Origin of the sequence: Catalinimonas alkaloidigena, from assembly GCF_029504655.1 — a bacterium.
GTDB lineage: Bacteria > Bacteroidota > Bacteroidia > Cytophagales > Cyclobacteriaceae > Catalinimonas > Catalinimonas alkaloidigena.
Window position 1 is genome coordinate 6,830,091 of sequence record NZ_JAQFIL010000001.1, and the last position, 16,886, is coordinate 6,846,976.

Sequence of the window (16,886 nt, forward strand, 5' to 3'; positions counted from 1 at the left end):
TTGGTGTAAACAAGCTGTTCGGTAGAGAAGAAGAATCTTTAAATGGCTGGCCTTTCTCAGTAGATTCTTTGAGTATTGTATTGTTCAGGAATAAGCTTAGCGGTGGTAGTTTTAAAGGAGAAATAAGCATCCCTCTATTAAGTAGGGATGCTCCCTTGAAATACACTGCCTTTATTACTGAAGAAGCCGGAGAGACTGAGTATACTTTTGCGGTTCAACCCGGAAAAAACCTGAATGCTTCAGTGTTAGCGGCTAAGGTTGACTTAGCTCCCAGTTCTACCATCATCATCAGCAAAAAAGAAGGCAGATTAATCCCTGAAGCTATCCTACATGGAGCTATGAGTATCCATACCGACATGGGTGTAGAACTAAAACAGCTAGGTTTTACAGACTTACACATTGCCTCTGAAAAACCCTACATACGAAACGGATACTGGTCTTTCGCCAATGGAAATACTCAAAAAGCGGCTAATTATCCCATATCTATTGAGTCCATTACTTTTCAGCATAATGACCAGGACCTACGGTTAAATGTAGGGGTATTGTTAGGAATGATGAACGAAAATGATAAAGGGTTCTCCGCTCAATCAGTCGTGAGTGTTTCCGGAGAAATTGTAGATGAAGCTTCTGAAATGAAGGAAGGTAATACTTCAGGGCCCAGCCGACAAGCATGGAAGCATAAGGAGATACGCATGAGTGATATTGAAATAGATGTGGACATGGACGCTTTCAGATTTGAGGGAAGATTAAGTGTATACAAAAAGCATGAAGTATACGGCCAGGGCTTCCGGGGCGAAATAGATGTTTCCTTCAAGGCAGGACCTACTGTGAAAGCTATCGCACAGTTTGGAAGAGTGAATGACTACCGTTACTGGTATGCCGACGCCTTGATGCACTTTGGAAACTCAGCACCTTCTCCTGGTTTTTCTGTCTATGGTTTTGGCGGAGGCGCTTACTATCAAATGTCATTAGACAGGACCTCTTTAGCAGCAGGAGATTTCTATACGATTCAAGGTGAGCATGACAAAACGACTATTGGAGCTACCCGAAGCGGGGCATCCTATATTCCGGACTCATCTGTCAAGTTAGGGTTTAAAGCTACAGTAGTAATAGGAACGGCTCCCTCACCCCGACCTTTCAATGCGGATGCTACCTTTGAAATGGCTTTCAACCAACGTATGGGTCTCAAGTATATCCGTTTTCGCGGTGAAGGATACTTTCTCACCAGCCTGGATGAAAGAAACGGAAATCCACCCATGTACGCTGATGTAAACATTAACTATGATTTTGACAATGATGAGCTCAATGCTTTGTTAGACTTATATGTAGATGCCTACGATGTGATGAAAGGTGTGAATGCCAATAATTTTGCTGGGCGGGCTATTATGCACTTTGGGCAGGAAAAGTGGTACGTTTGGTTGGGTTCTCCCAGTCAACGAATGGGCGTTAATATTTTGGGCTTGGCAGAGGCTTCAACCTACCTGATGGTAGGTGACGAAATTGAAAGTATGCCGACTCCCTTAGAAGGGGTACAAGTCACAACTAAGAATTTCCAGAAAGTTTTAAGTGAGCTCCAGGGCAATATGGACCGCATAAATGCCCACACAGCCAGCGGTAAAGGTTTTGTTTTTGGCGCTAGTTTTCATACTGCTATAGGAAAGGACGATCCAGGCGCAGTATTTTATGGCTTCTTCAAGGCAGGGGCAGGTTTTGACATTATGTTACAGGATATGGGCAATGTAAGTTGTTCGGGAAAATCCGGTCCTATTGGAATAAATGGCTGGTATGCAAGTGGACAGGCCTGGGCATACTTACAAGGAGCAGTAGGTATCAATGTTAACCTTAAGTTTATCAAAGGAAAGTTTGAAGCTTTTCGCTTCTTAGCAGCCATAGTTATGCAGGCTCAATTACCTAATCCTACCTGGCTTCAGGGTACTGCTATTGGCGAATTTAATATTCTTAATGGCTTGGTGAAAGGGGACTGTAGCTTCCAGGTTACCATCGGTGAGCAGTGTGAGTTTGAAAATGAGGCGCCTATAGCAATGGAGGTGATTGCCGATATGCAACCCTCCCGCAGCAGTAGAGAAGTAGATGTATTTACTACGCCGCAGGTAGCTTTCAACCTTCCTATAGAACAGGCTTTTGAAATGCTAACTGATGAAGAACAATACAAAAGTTATCGGGTAAAGCTCAACTATCTAAAAGTAACCAAACAGGGTACAGAAGTAAAAGGAACATTAAAGTGGAATGAAGACAGAACGGTGGTAGCGTTTAAAAGCAAGAAAATTCTTCCTCCCAAAACTGAGCTCAAAGCAGAAGTAAGTATCAGCTGGCAAACACAGCTTGATAACCACTGGACAGATTTAGATGCTACCGAAACCAGAGAGGTAAGCTTTACTACTGGCAAGGCTCCCAATTACATTCCTGAGCATATTGTAGAATATAGTTATCCGGTCAGAAATCAATATACATTTCTTCAGGATGAGTACGGTATGGGATACATGAAGCTAAGCTATGATATGGACTACTTATTCAGACCCACTGATGGACAGGGGCGATCCTGGGAGTATATAGCACGTTTCAAAGTTTCAAATTCTTCCGCTTATGTCGATAAAAAACTAACGTATAATGAGAGTACTATTACTTTTGCCGTTCCCGATAAACTAGACAATGAAGCGGTTTATGAACTAAGCTTTCTTAAGAAACCAGTGATTACAAATAGAATAGATGAAAACGTAGTTAGGGTAGAAAAAGAACTAACACTGGCACAGGCCACTAATGTAACTACCGCTGAGCGTAACATTAAAGGAACCCTTACCATAGCTGAGACGGAGACCTTATTCACCTATGGATTCCGCACTAGCCGCTACAATACATTTTCAGCCAAAGTGGACGCGATGTATGGGCAAAAAACTACTTCAGGTACCGTACATGGCATCCTTATCTTTAAAGTAGGAACGCTACTCACTATGCCTGAGGTGTTTGATGAAGCAGAGTTAAATGGTACTCATGGTCAGGCTGCTTTGGTAAAAATGTATGCGGATACCCAAAACCCTTGGCTTGCACAATACATGCACCCTTTACTTTATGAACATTATCCGGTCAATGAGCAGCTTAAGATTGGCTGGCGTAACACTGAGGCCGCAGGCGTTCCACCCATCTATTCTGTAATACCTGAACTTAGGGCAACAGCTCCTATGCTGACTCAGGCACAAATGATCTCTGGTAACGCTTTGAGCGCTAGCGGAGACATAAAACTCCATTATCAAATGCCTACCTATACCTACAAGGATCATCGGCACCTTCGTTTAAAAGTCATTAATAAATATACAGGAGTACATAGCAGTAGAATCCCTGTCGGGGCTAAGCGACTCATGCATGATGCCTACCAAAACTTCATGGATGGGACATATAAGGTCAAAATAGAATATCGGCTACCTGGTACGCAACGCTTAAGCAGCACCAAAACGATCAACATTCAATGGTAAGAATATATTTCACATGGCTCCTAGGGTTTTTCCTGGTAGCTTTATCAGCCCATGCTCAGGAAAAGCGAGGGAAAGTAAGTGCGATTGCCCGCTCCGGAAAACAAGAGATTTTATTACGCTGGGCTCCAAATGACCCTGCGACCTGGAGATTGGGTAACCGTCATGGCTATACCATTGAACGCTTCACCATAGGCAAAAATGGCAGTATTGATTCCACCGGACAGTGGATGCGAGTGCAACTTAACTCCTCACCTATCAAACCCTGGTCTTTGGAAGATTGGGAAAAGATAGCACTAGATGATCATTATGCTGCCATTGCTGCCCAGGCCATCTATGGCGAAAGCTTTGAAGTAAGTGGCCCTTCAGGAAATATGATTACTATGGTAAGTCAGGTAAAAGAAGAGCGTAATCGGTTTGGCTTTGCTCTACTGGCAGCTGATCACTCTCCAAATGCTGCCCAAGCTTCAGGACTTTGGCTGAAAGATACTTCGGTGAATCCGGGAGAAGAATACCTCTATAGAATTTGCTTAGCTCACAATCCTTCTTCTATTCCGATAGATACGGCTTTAGTAACTGCCCAAGCCATAGTACCACCTCCACTACCACCACCACCGGATGTAGAAGCTCAATTTGGAGATCAGGTAGCAAGTATCCGCTGGAATGGTTTTTACTTCAATCATATGTATGTCTCTTATCAGGTAGAGAAATCGATAGATGGAATTCATTTTATGCCTGTGAATGATTTGCCTATTGTGAATGGCGACAGAGCTGGTAGAGAAGCTCAGCAGTTAGTTTTAATAGATTCATTAGCACAAAATAATAAGACATTCTACTACAGGGTACGGGGCATTACTGCATTTGCCGAAGTAGGACCTCCATCCGAGTTTGTCTCCGGCCAGGGAGTAATATCTTTGAGTGATGTATATCCTCTTATTGATACAATTTCAGTAATTGATAACCATATAGCTCAACTTCAGTGGACTTTTCCTGATAGCCTACAGAACCATGTAGTGGGTTATAAGGTCATTCGGAGTGCTTCTCTCAATGGAAGTTACGAGCTTCTTCATAAGAATCTCCTTAAGTCAACAAAATTTTCTTTTTCCGACCCTCAGCCCCTGAGTACAAGTTATTATCGGGTGCAAGCGATGGGTCCGGATAGTACATTCACTACTTCTGTGCCCTACATGATAGCTTTAGAGGATAGCTTGCCCCCGGCACTACCCAGTCATTTTGAAGGAGAAGTAAGGGAAGATGGAGCTGTTTATCTTCATTGGGAGCCGAGTACTTCAACAGATGTATTGGGTTACCGTTTATTTCGTGCGAATGATCCGGATGAAGAGTTTGTCATGATTTCTTCTCAAACAATTCAGGATACGATCTTCACCGACAGCGTTGAAATAGCTACCCTCACTGAGCAGGTATATTATCGCCTCGTTGCGGTAGATCGCCGGTTTAATGTATCGGATTACTCAGAAATTTTATCCTTAAAAAGGCCTGATGTGGTTCCTCCCGTACCTGCACAGCTTACTTCAGTAAAAGCACAAAAAGAGGGTATTGAATTAAGATGGCAGGCAAGCCCCAGTGAGGATTTAGTTGAATATGTACTCCTTCGCTGGCATGCTAACTCTTCAGGGTTCCAGATTCTACAGCGATTTAATGCAAGTGATAGTGCATACCACTACTTGGATACTTCCGTGAAAGCAGGTACTGAATATCGATACATTTTACGGAGCATTGATGATGAAGGACTCAGTGCAGCCCATCCTTCTGTAACAATAACGGCCTTAGACATTCAAGCTCAAGAAGGAATAAGCCAGTTGAATGGAAAAGCTGACCGTGAGCAAAGGCTTATCTTTCTTCAATGGAAAGCTCCACTTAGCCAGGAAGTGAGTGGATACCGCATTTTCCGGGCCGTGGATGATGCACCGTTTCGGTATTATCAGTTCAGTGAAGCCGAATCGCAGTTTCTGGATAGACGATTAACGGTCAATCACCAATTCCGCTATGCCATACAGGCAATATTTGAAGATGGTAGTGAGAGTGAGCTTTCACAGGAGATAGTGGTGGAATATTAGTCATCATAATGAATTTGAAACTTTAGGTACAGTCAAGTATGAATAGATTAATATATCGGGCAGGACAACTTTTGCCGACCTTGTTATTGATAGCTCATATGAGTTGGGGACAAGCAGGGTCAACAGAAGTAAGTGTAAAAGTAGTGGCTTATTACCAGGGTAAAGATGGTGACGGCTTTGGCCAGGGATGGAATGAATATCGCTGGAATTTCTGGTACAATGACATACCTACTCCTGTATGTGTTGAAAAATATTCTAAAGATCCCGGATGGTGGTACGATGAACATGAAATTGTAAATGGAATAAAGCATGATAAAGTACCTGGCTACGACAATAATAACCCGGCACTCTATATTACTATGGAAAGTTGGGAAGAGGATGACGGAGATAATTGTAGCTACAACAGCGGAGATGATACCCATTATGGTCCTAATAGTACAGTAGCCGTTTATGATCTTTATCGAGAACAGCCTCCAGGTACGTCAATTGGCTCAGTGATGAGAAAAGCCTTTAATTATAATACTAATAACAGGGTGACGTATGAGTTTTACTATACACCTCCGGAGCCTAGTGCTCCTGGAGTCAATAAAACAAACTTATGTGTAAATGATGATATCGTATTGAGTACCGATACATATGTACACTCTTCATTTCTTGATCAGGTGCATCTCTACTGGGAATACTGGATTGTGGGAGATTATTATTCAATTTTTGGTATGAACATACCTCGCTGGCAATCACTTGGAAGCGCTACTATCGCCAGCGATAATGGTGGAAATAAAACCATATCACTAAAAGATCTTCCAGGGCTGAAAAATCTAACTGATCGTCAAGAAGTCCATTTGCGGGTACGTTCCTGGGCGAACGATGCTTATGGGATCTATAGTGATGTAAGCAGTATAAAGGTAGACCCAGTTGGACCCAATTTTACGGCTTCAACCCTTCAACCTTCCTGCTCAGCTGAGAAAACCGGAAAAATCAGATTGCAGGTCACCGGAAACGGCACAGGAAAATACCGTCTTGATTACACTAAAGCTGGAGAGGATACTTTTACTGTCCCCGGAGGAATTACTTCCAACAATTATACAATAAATGATTTGGAGCCTGGAACCTATACCCTCAGGCTCAGTAACTATAGAAATAATGCAGCTTTTCCAAGTGCATGTGATATGACTCAAACCGTTACAGTGGGCACAGTAAATACTATTAGTTGGAAAAGCAGCAGTCAAAGCTTTAACCCTAGCTGTCCCGATGGCACTGGTCGTATCTATGTAGAAGTAAATGAGGGAAGTAGTGCCCATCCGGTAAACTTTACCATCAGCGGCGGGCATAGCTTTACGCGTAGCGGAACTAGTTATAACAAGGGCTACTTTAATAATTTACCAGCCGGTTCTTACACAGTGACAGCTACTGACCCGTGTAACAATACAAGCTTAAGCAAATCATTTACCCTAACTGCTCCCCCCAAGATTGTAGCCTCAGTTTCTACTACAAACCCGAAATGTGATAATCCTGATAATGGTAAAATCAGGGTAGACATATCCAGCGGCCCGGGTAAATACGACTATGAACTCTGGAAAGGCTCAAGCAGATTTAAGACTAAAAGTAATACTACCAATTCGTCTCATACTTTTAGTGGTCTTTCAGCAGACAATAACTATGAAGTTAGAGTATATGATCATGACCGAAGAGGTTGTTCACCCTTTCAGGTAGAAGAGGTCAGTCTTAGTTTTATACCTTTATCCATTTCATCATTTTCTAAAAGCGACATTCGTTGTGCCGGAGAAACAGGCACAGTTAAAGTCAAGGCAAGCGGGGGTAGTGGTTCCTATCAGTATACATTAGCCCATGAGTCAGGAAGTTATACCCAGAACAACACCCATGGAGCATTCACTGTAAATCGTGGAGGAAACTATACACTTACTGTAAAAAATAACGGATCTGGCTGTTCTGATGCCGTAAGCAAATCTCTAACCATCACAGCACCTTCCCCTCTCACTCTTAACATGAGTCAGCAAAATATCATTTGTTCAGGAGATTATGAAGGAAAATTGACAGCTGCGGTTAATGGAGGCACCGCTCCTTATACTTATCAGTGGCAGGAAAGAGAATCCGCATCTGAATCATGGTACAACTATGCGGGAAGTGGAGCAAGATCGCATCAAATAAGCCAACTTTATGATGCCCGTTATCGCCTTATTGTTACCGATAAAAATGGCTGTCAACTTACTTCAGAGGAATATATCCTGACAGATCCTGAATCATTAAGTATTGATGATATCAATGTACAACATGTAAGCTGTAAAGGAGCCTATGATGGACATATTTTACCTACAATCAGTGGCGGTTGGGGGGATTACATATTCAAATATCGGGAAGACACACAAACTGAATTTATTCCTTTTACGGAACAGTCTTTATTCGCACCCGGCAACTATCATATCCAGGTAATTGATCAGGAAGGTTGTACACTAACTTATCCTGAAATAATTACCATCACTGAACCTTCAGAGGCTTTATCTCTTCAGCATACAGTTTCCGAATATAATGGCTATCAGGTATCCTGCTTCGGTGGTAATGATGGACGGATAGAAGCAAGCGCCAGTGGAGGCAATGGGGATACTTTTGGCAATCAATACTGGTTTGCTTTGGACGAAGGTGATTTTTCCTCCCAATCTACATTTACCGGGCTTACCGCGGGTACCTATCAGCTTAAAGTCAAAGATGAAAGAGGCTGCATGCTTACCCAAGCTGTCACGCTTGATTCTCCTGAAGAGTTAAACCTAACCACAAAAGAGAAAAACTATATTCGTTGCTTTGGTGATAGTACAGGTTACATTACAGTTCAAACCGAGGGAGGTATCGACCCTTACCTGTATAGGATTGATACTGGGGAGTGGCAGGGTAGTCCTACGTTTACGCAACTGCCTGCCGGTACTTATACCCTGACAGTTAAGGATACGCAGGAATGTTTGACTGCATTCACAGAAAGTATAACGACTAATGACCCCTTAGCCATTACTTTCAATAAAACAGATGTGCGGTGCTATGGAGAGAACAATGGAGAAGTTACCGCTACTATCAGTGGAGGAAAAGCGCCTTATCATCTGCTCTGGCAGGAAACAGCCAGTTCGGATGCTCAATTAGTTCAGCTTGCTCCAGCCTGGTATACCTTGTCAGTAGTTGATGCAGAGGGCTGTATGTTTACAGACAGCGTCTGGATTCAGGAACCAGCATCTGCTTTGTATACCACTCCCCTGGTAACACCCGTACGTTGTTTTGATGAAGGAAATGGACAAATTACCATGCTTTCAGAGGGAGGTACTCCTCCTTATCGTTATTCCATAGATGGTGGAGCTACCTTTCAGAGTGATAGTTTGTTTAAGCAGCTCATTCCGGGAACCTATACTACAATAACAGAAGACAGTCGAGGCTGCACGTTTACGGTTGAAACTACAGTCATGCAGCCTGATACATTGGTACTATCGCTGGAAAGCAAAACAGATATTTTATGTCATGCTGAGGCCACAGGAAGGATTGAAGTAGCTGCAAGTGGCGGTACGCAGGCCTATCGTTATTCTTTAGACGGAGAAAACTGGCAAGACAGTCCGCTATTTACAGATCTGATAGCAGGCGACTATCAAATATATGTACAGGATATAAGAGGATGTGAAGCCAGCCTGACCGAGAGGCTTAGCGAGCCAGAGGCTCCCTTACAGCTTAGCTATGAAGTAACCCCTGTACAATGCAAAGGAACGGCAAGCGGAAGTATTACCACGACAGTAATCGGAGGAACACCTCCCTATACTTATCAGTGGCATAACTTGTCAGCCAATACGGCTATTGTCAACAGTCTTGCTCAAGGAGATTATATACTCAAGATCACAGATGCTCATGCTTGTCAGCTAATAGATACGATTGCGGTAACAGAACCTGAGTTCGCACTCCAGGCAAGCGTAAGTCAGCAAAATGATGTGAGCTGTTATGGTTTATCTGATGGGTTTGTGGAGATAGAAGCATTAGGAGGTTATCCACCCTATCAATACTCCTGGCAGGGAGAGGCTTTTTCCGATGTGATATCCTACGATAAATTGTCAGCCGGAAATTACCAAATGACTGTTCGTGATACTATGGGTTGTGAGGTAAATGTTGACATATTTGTATCCCAACCTAACATGCTTTTAGCTACTCCTAAAGTAGTGCAACATGTAAGCTGCTTCGGAGGTAGTGATGCTCAATTCAGAGCCAATGTAACCGGAGGTACACCTCCTTATCGTTATTCATTGGATGAGGGTATTAGCTGGCAGCAAGAAGCTCTTTTTACCGGCTATCCGATAGGTCAGTATACTATTCTGGTAGAAGATTCTCTGGCTTGCCAAAGCCTCACTCAGGTAACTATTACCGAGCCATCCCTACTGACTGCTACCATAGAAAATGTGGTGGAAGCGGCATGTACACAGGCCAATGGAGAGGCCCGGCTTATTGTAAATGGTGGAACGCCTCCTTATCGATACCAATGGATAAATCAAAAGGGTGAGCTTATCTCGGAAGAAGTTTATCCTACTAACCTGGTCGCAAATGTCTATGATGTATATGTGAAAGATGTTAATAATTGTTTGGTTCACCTTACACAAATCATCAATGACCTGGATGGCCCTGCTAGTGAGATGGTGGGATGGCAGGATGCCAGCTGTTTCACCTCTTCAGACGGAAGTGCTACGGCAAAAGCTACCGGAGGCAGTGGGACATATCAATATTTATGGGATGACCCTCTGGCACAAACTACCCCTACTGCTACCCAACTGGCCCGTGGTGAATATTTTGTTACTGTAACTGACGAACGAGGCTGTGTAAGTATCTCTTCCGTCACCATCGGTTCTCCTGAAGAATTCCAAATTGATACCCTTCACTGGAAATCCCCTACTTGCTATGAGGCCTGTGATGGCCAACTGGAACTTGAGATTTCGGGAGGAGTAGCGCCTTATACCTACCAATGGGAAGGCCGTTCTGAAACTACCCCTACTCTGACTAATCTCTGTCGGGGAGAATATACCCTGACCGTTACTGATGCTGTAGGCTGCTCACTCACGCAGTTATTCAGCATGTTGCCACCAGATTCTTTGCAACTGAAACTTATCAGCAGTAAGCCTCCTTCCTGCTTTCAGGGATGTGATGGTCAGGTGGCTATTGCGGTGCAGGGTGGTACAGCGCCTTATCAATACCAGTGGAGTGATGCAACCGGACAAACAAGCACTCAGGCTGAGAATTTATGCTCAGGAACTTATACGGTTACCGTTACGGATGCACAAGGGTGCCAGGCACAGCACATAGTAGTGATTGAAGAAACTCCACAAATCGCAGTACATCTACCTGATACCGTAAACCTGTGTCTTAATCAATCGGTCACGCTGGATGCCAGCATACCACAGGGACAATACGCGTGGACGCACAATGGTTTTTCCTTAAGCACAGATGCTTTTGTTACGGTTGATCAGGCAGGAACATATCAGGTAACCGTTACTAATGAACAAGGCTGTCATGAGGTAGCACAAACTGAAGTACTGACTTACGATACCTTATTTGAAGTAAACTTTCTACAAACCTCTGAGCTTATCGTTGGTGATACCCTTACCCTAACCGAAGTATGCTTTCCTCTACCGGATAGTGTGAATTGGTACTTTCCAGCGGAAACCGATATCCTGAATGCTTCCTCCTGGGAACCACAGATTACGTTTGAAGAAGCCGATAATTATCAGATCACCCTGGTAGGTTACTATAGCGTATGTACTGATTCTATCACTAAGACCGTGGCTTTCTTTCCACCACAAAAAGATTTGAATTCTACCGCTCGCTTGGCTCAGGGGCCGCAGGGGATCAAATTTGTAACGATTTTTCCAAACCCAACGAATGGCCGTTTCCAGGTGGAAGTAACCCTCTACTCAGAGACCTCTCTTTTTGCTTTCATTAATGATACGAATGGGCAGGAAATAGGCAGGATACAGCAAAAAGATAGTGATGCCTATTCTTTTGAGTTTGACATCAGTCAGTATGCTTCCGGTCAATACTATCTACAATTGAGGACTCAGTACGACCAAAAAGCAGCCAGAATACTATTACGATAAGCAGAGGAGGATAAGAAAGATGAAAGAATATACACAGAATTTGCCCAGGAAATCCCTCACCCTCATAAGATGGATGCTGCTAGGAGTATTGCTGATCGTAGGAGGAAATTTATACGCACAGAATCGGCCGGTAAACGCTACCTTACAGATTACACCTCCCTACTCGGTATATCTGGCAGACTATGCCCGGCCCGGTAGTGAGCAAATGCAGGTCTATCTACTGCTCCGCGACCTGAGTGAACCGGCATATGATGTGCAGCTCCGCCTAACCATAGAAGGCTCAGGCATACGTCTGCAAACCAACCCTTCCTATCTGCCGCCACCCATCACATTGGAGGGAGGTATGCCTCTGATAATATCCGGAGAAACTTTAGCGCCTTATCTGGATAGCCGCAACTTAGAATTTAGCGGTATCAGCCGAGCGGAATATGAACAAAGAAGGGCTTTACCGGAAGGCTTTTATCAGTTTACTATTGAAGTAATTGACTATCGCAGAGCCGATCGTTCTTTGAGTCGTCCGGCTACTTTTACTGCTTGGTTTACCCTAAATGAACCGCCTCGCATCACTGCTCCTATTTGTGGAAGCACACTGCCTCTCATGGATCCCACACACATTCTGTTCCAATGGATGGATGGAGGAAATATCAACCCTTCTTCACCCTTTTCTACTGAATATGAACTCACGCTGGTAGAAGTATTTCCAGCGGATCGGAATGTGGATGATGCCATCCGCTCTTCTATCCCTTTGCTACAAACTACCACCACGGAGACCAGCTATCTCTATGGCCTCACAGATGCCGCGTTAATTCCTGGTCAGAAGTATGCTTTCCGGGTACGGGCTTTGGACACTGAGGGACGGGCAGTATTCAAAAATGAAGGATATAGTGAAGTATGCAGCTACACTTATGGTGAAGGGCTATTACTCAATCCCCCTGATGGCATTCAGGTGTATGCGGAAAACGCCCGCAAAGCTTTGGTCAACTGGCACCTCTCTATTGATCCGGATAGCTATCGGGTAGAATACCGGCGTAAGACTGAGCAGGAAGAGGAAGCTTTGAGCTGGTTTAGCATAGAAACCAGTGACAAGCAGGTAGTATTAAGAGATTTAGAACCTGAAACTACCTATGAGGTCAGGGTAGCCAGTTTGTTCAACAATTATGTGTCTCGCTACAGCCAGTTACAGACCTTTACCACCCCTGAAGTCATTGTCGCTGTCTGCGGAACCGCTTTCTCTCCTAAAATTACTGCCTCCACCATACCCCTGGCTACGGCTATGGCCGGACAATACTGGCAGGTTGGGGATTTTGAGATGCAGCTAAAGGAAGTAAGAGGCGGTGATGGTATTTTCAGCGGCTGGGGTGTTATGAATGTGCCCTATCTGAGCATGCAAATCCCTGTGAATTTTGATGAAGTTTGGGTAGATGAGGATTACAATCTTGTACAAGGTGAAGTAGTAGCCTTGAGCGAGAATTTAGAAGCCTTTCAAAAACGTTGGGAAGAGGAGCATCCACTGCAACAGGAAGAAGTTGAAGAAGCCCTTGCTCAGCAAGCCACAGAATCTACTTCTCCACCAGATCAACAAATTCCAGCACAAGAAGAAGTTGTCAGCATCATCGTAGAGGGAGAAGTCGCTGAAGTATATGTCAACGAACAGGGACAAGCCGTAGCTGTTGACGCTCAGGGTCAGGAAACTGTAGTAGCCGAAGAAGCCCCTCAGGAAGGGGAAGTATTAGCCGTAGAGGATAGTCAGGGGAATCAGTATAGGGTGGTGGATAGTAGTGGAGTAGAAAGAAGCAATAGCGCATCAAATAGTAATGCAGATACACAAGCTAATGCCGATAATGCGTTACTCCTTGCTATTTTGAATGAACTTGAAGAGGCGATCAATGCTTGGTTAGAAGTACATGGCAAAGGACCCTTAAGTGAGAAGGAGATGCGGGTGCTTGCCAGCTTGCCCGAAGGATTTCCTGCCGATGCTGAACTCTTATCCTATATTAGTGAACATACATTTCAGCACGTACGTGAAAATTCTGAATCTTTTCAGCAAGACATTGCACAGCATCAAAGCCAGGTAGCCTCTTTGCTAAAGCAGGATGAAGCTAGTTTGAGTGAGGAAGAGCTTGCTCAGGTGAAAAAAGCGGTAGCATTGCAAATTACCTTCTACGGACTAATTGACGAGCTGAAAGAATTCCTCAATGAGATAGGTCTCAACGGAGGCTGCCTGGATCAAGGTATACAAAAGGCAAAAGAAGTATTCTGGCAGCGCATGAAGGAGGACTACTCCCTGGAAAAAGTTGTAGTACTGGCGGTCAATGCAGGTGAGGTAGAAGCCCTTTATTGCCTGAGCAGTCCTGAGAATTGCCCCAGCCAGGGAGATTGGGGACAATTTGCTTGCGGAGCCATACATGCGCTGGTTGAAGAGATTGATGTTAATGGAATGCTGGATGCCGGTACTGAAGCTGTTAGGGCTTACATAAAGAATCGGACAGACTGCCTGATGCAGGGTACTGAGTTGATGGCGACGTTCAGCTCTGAAGACCCATCAACCATTATCCGCACATTAAACCTATGTTTTCTGGGTATTGACATTGGTCCGGAAGAAGCAGAACAAATATATAGTACTGCTATAGCATATGTAGCTACCCACTATGATAACCCTTATGATCAGGGCAGGGCTACAGTATTTGTATTGAGTATTATTTCCCCTTTTGGCAAAGTTAAGCAACTCTCCAAAGCTTTTAAGCTTAAGCTACTGGATAAACTCAAGAAGCTCGGAAGCCCCGCCGACGAACTGGCAAAGCTTAGAAAAGCCATTGAGGCTGAGGATATCAGAGAAATACAGAAAGCCATTAGGGCAGGTGCCCGAGGCTCTATTGACAACTTATCTGCTAAAAGCAGAAATATTCTGGAGAGCTGGCCTGATGACGTGTACAACAAATTCTATGATGAAGTAGCTGGTACAGAACTTTGGGATAATACTTTTAAAAATGCTGCCAATCAAGATGGATTAATTAGTGCTTGGAAGGCACTTCAAGATGCGGGAATGAATGATCTCGCCAATAAAATAGATGATATTAAATTTGTTGATGATTATCTAAATAGAAACCCTGGTAAAACCGCTGAACAGGTATCAAATGAGATCAAATCAAAAGGTTGGCAAAAATGGGGGGATGAGATACCTGAAGGAAAAATAAGTGTTGGGAAATATGACCTAAGTTCGTTTTCATCAGTTAGAGGGTTTATTGATGATATTGATGCTCTTGTGAAGAAAGAAAGGATTACTATAGATGATTTCCATTTCATGATGCAAAAATCTACTAATGTACTGACTGTATCAGAAAATGCTATTATGTCTAGAATTAGATTAGCTATGTTGGAACCAACTTCAACTACAATTATGCAAAAGGTTATCCCATTATCTGATATTGAAAAATATTTATCAGGTATTTATACTAATGTTGGAGGATATGCCTCTCGTGCAGCCGACGTTAAGCACTTAAAGTCATTTGATGATATTTATTATGGTCTAAGACCTTATCCTGTCTCATAATTTATCTGCGAAGCGAGAAGGTATCCATGGCAGAGTTGAGAGAAGATGGCCCACCCTCTCCACATGGTTTTTTCTCCAGGGAAGGGCTGCTTTTTAGTAGGCGTAAACCCGGCCAGGGCAGCGATGATGATCAATGCCTGCTGTACACTGAGTTCTTTTCTGCCACTATGCTTTTCTAAGACTTCTATTTGTAGCGGTTCAAATATTTTCTCTGCAGCTAATTGGGCACTTTCTGCTGCCAGATGCTTAAGCCAGATCAATTGCCAGGCTACAATACAGAGCATAGCAATGGCATGAGATAGTCGTGTGAAAGTATCAAACTGTAGCTTTTCTATCTGCATACCACTCTTCAGCACCATATGCCAGCGTTCAATCACCCATCGTTTCCGGTAATAATCTATCATCAGCAAAGCAGCAGCTTGATCTTCTATATTGATGGTAGTGAGTAAATACCATAGCAGAGGCGGTTCGCTGCGCGGTTCTTCTCCTGCCGGAGTATGTGTTTCTTGAGCTACTACCACCCATAAGTCAATATCTTCTCCTTTTTTATAAGTAGGGACAGGGCATGTGATCTTACCCCAGCTTACCTGCAGCTTAGCATTACGCTCTTTTCTCTTGCTGGTCCTGGGCAGGTAAACTTCTACTTTAGTAGTATTGGGAAAAACCACTTCTTTAAGAAGCATCTTTTCTTGCTCATAATGCACCTTTCGGTTGAGATGATGTGCCCTGAAGAGTAATTCTACATGTTTGGAGCGGCGAGCAGTCATGTACTCATAAAAATCAGATTCTCTGTCGGAGATTACGATCACCTTCTTGGCTTTAGCTAAATGCTGATCCACCCACTGTAGGGCTTCTACCCACCGATAACTCTCTTTTTCTTCTAAAGGATAAAACTGCACCTGCTTTGTACGTCCTGTGGATTGGGGAGGCCACAGCTTTTGTCCTACCAGGCCCAAAGCCGTTCCCTGCTCACTCAGAGCCATGGCCGTATGCAGGCAAAGCCCTGGATTTACATGACTGCCGCCTAAGTCGCCCAGACCTTCAGTAGCGACATGACTGGCATAATTCAAGTCTGTTGTATCCTGACTCACCAAAACCACATCCTGGTCGGCACAGCGCTTGCTCGTTTGCCTATAGTGGCCGTAGCTGACGTCTACTTCCTGTTTGGAAAATATCCGCCAGGCTGATTTACGGAAATTCTCTCCTACTGCACTACTAAAGGAAAGCTCAGGGTTAGCTAAAAGACGATCAGCCATCAGTGACAAACTCTTTGCCTCGCGTTTATCTTCTACTGCACTTCCCATAAACTCTTGCATGCCCCAACTCTCTTCCATCTGTTTACCTCCCTTTTTTTTTCAACCTAATTTACAACTTTTATAAGACATGAATAGGTCTAAGACTTGATTATACGGGCACTAATTTTTTTATTGAAAATGGTAGTTGTGGAGTAATAAGGTTTACTTCTCCTAGTTCAGGATCTGTTGTTATCCCTGCTGGCGGAAGTTATGCTAAATATGACTATCCTTTTACAGCTCATGGATTCACATCCGGTAGAAATGGTCGTTTAGGAGCACCTGAATGGCATTTTGAGAAAAGAGTAGAAATGGATGAAGGAGCTGAAATATGGGAAGTTATGAGTAATGGAGATGAG

At 43.7% G+C, this 16,886-nt stretch carries 5 protein-coding genes; 4 read left to right on the forward strand and 1 reads right to left on the reverse strand.

Translation table 11 applies throughout. The features are described 5' to 3' along the window. Window positions 1-68 precede the first annotated feature (68 nt). From OKW21_RS27685 to OKW21_RS27700, 4 genes are read left to right on the forward strand one after another with little or no spacing between them, the layout of a single operon-like run. Window positions 69-3,488: a hypothetical protein gene (locus tag OKW21_RS27685; RefSeq protein ID WP_277486084.1), complete on the forward strand. Its 3,420-nt coding sequence runs from the start codon at window positions 69-71 to the stop codon at window positions 3,486-3,488. Next, the gene (locus OKW21_RS27690; RefSeq protein ID WP_277486086.1) at window positions 3,482-5,563 is read left to right on the forward strand and encodes a hypothetical protein; all 2,082 of its coding nucleotides are present in this window, start codon (window positions 3,482-3,484) and stop codon (window positions 5,561-5,563) included. The genes OKW21_RS27685 and OKW21_RS27690 overlap by 7 nt, the downstream gene beginning before the upstream one ends. 38 nt (window positions 5,564-5,601) lie before the next feature. Then, a complete protein-coding gene (locus tag OKW21_RS27695; RefSeq protein ID WP_277486088.1) occupies window positions 5,602-11,685 on the forward strand; it encodes a T9SS type A sorting domain-containing protein in 6,084 nt (2,027 codons plus the stop codon). A 19-nt stretch (window positions 11,686-11,704) separates the two neighbouring features. Further along, complete coding sequence (locus OKW21_RS27700; RefSeq protein WP_277486090.1) at window positions 11,705-15,235, forward strand: fibronectin type III domain-containing protein; 3,531 nt, start codon at window positions 11,705-11,707, stop codon at window positions 15,233-15,235. Here the strand turns inward: OKW21_RS27700 and OKW21_RS27705 are convergent. Further along, window positions 15,220-16,569 (reverse strand): IS4 family transposase, encoded by a 1,350-nt coding sequence (locus OKW21_RS27705; protein ID WP_277478160.1) that lies wholly within the window; start codon window positions 16,567-16,569, stop codon window positions 15,220-15,222. The two genes, OKW21_RS27700 and OKW21_RS27705, sit on opposite strands and share 16 nt — an antisense overlap. Window positions 16,570-16,886: the final 317 nt, after the last annotated feature.

Bases quoted from the DNA above. Each gene is read 5' to 3' on its own strand.
- OKW21_RS27690 (WP_277486086.1), top strand. From the start codon at position 3,482: ATGGTAAGAATATATTTCACATGGCTCCTAGGGTTTTTCCTGGTAGCT.
- OKW21_RS27695 (WP_277486088.1), top strand. From the start codon at position 5,602: ATGAATAGATTAATATATCGGGCAGGACAACTTTTGCCGACCTTGTTA.
- OKW21_RS27700 (WP_277486090.1), top strand. From the start codon at position 11,705: ATGAAAGAATATACACAGAATTTGCCCAGGAAATCCCTCACCCTCATA.
- OKW21_RS27705 (WP_277478160.1), bottom strand. From the start codon at position 16,569: ATGGAAGAGAGTTGGGGCATGCAAGAGTTTATGGGAAGTGCAGTAGAA.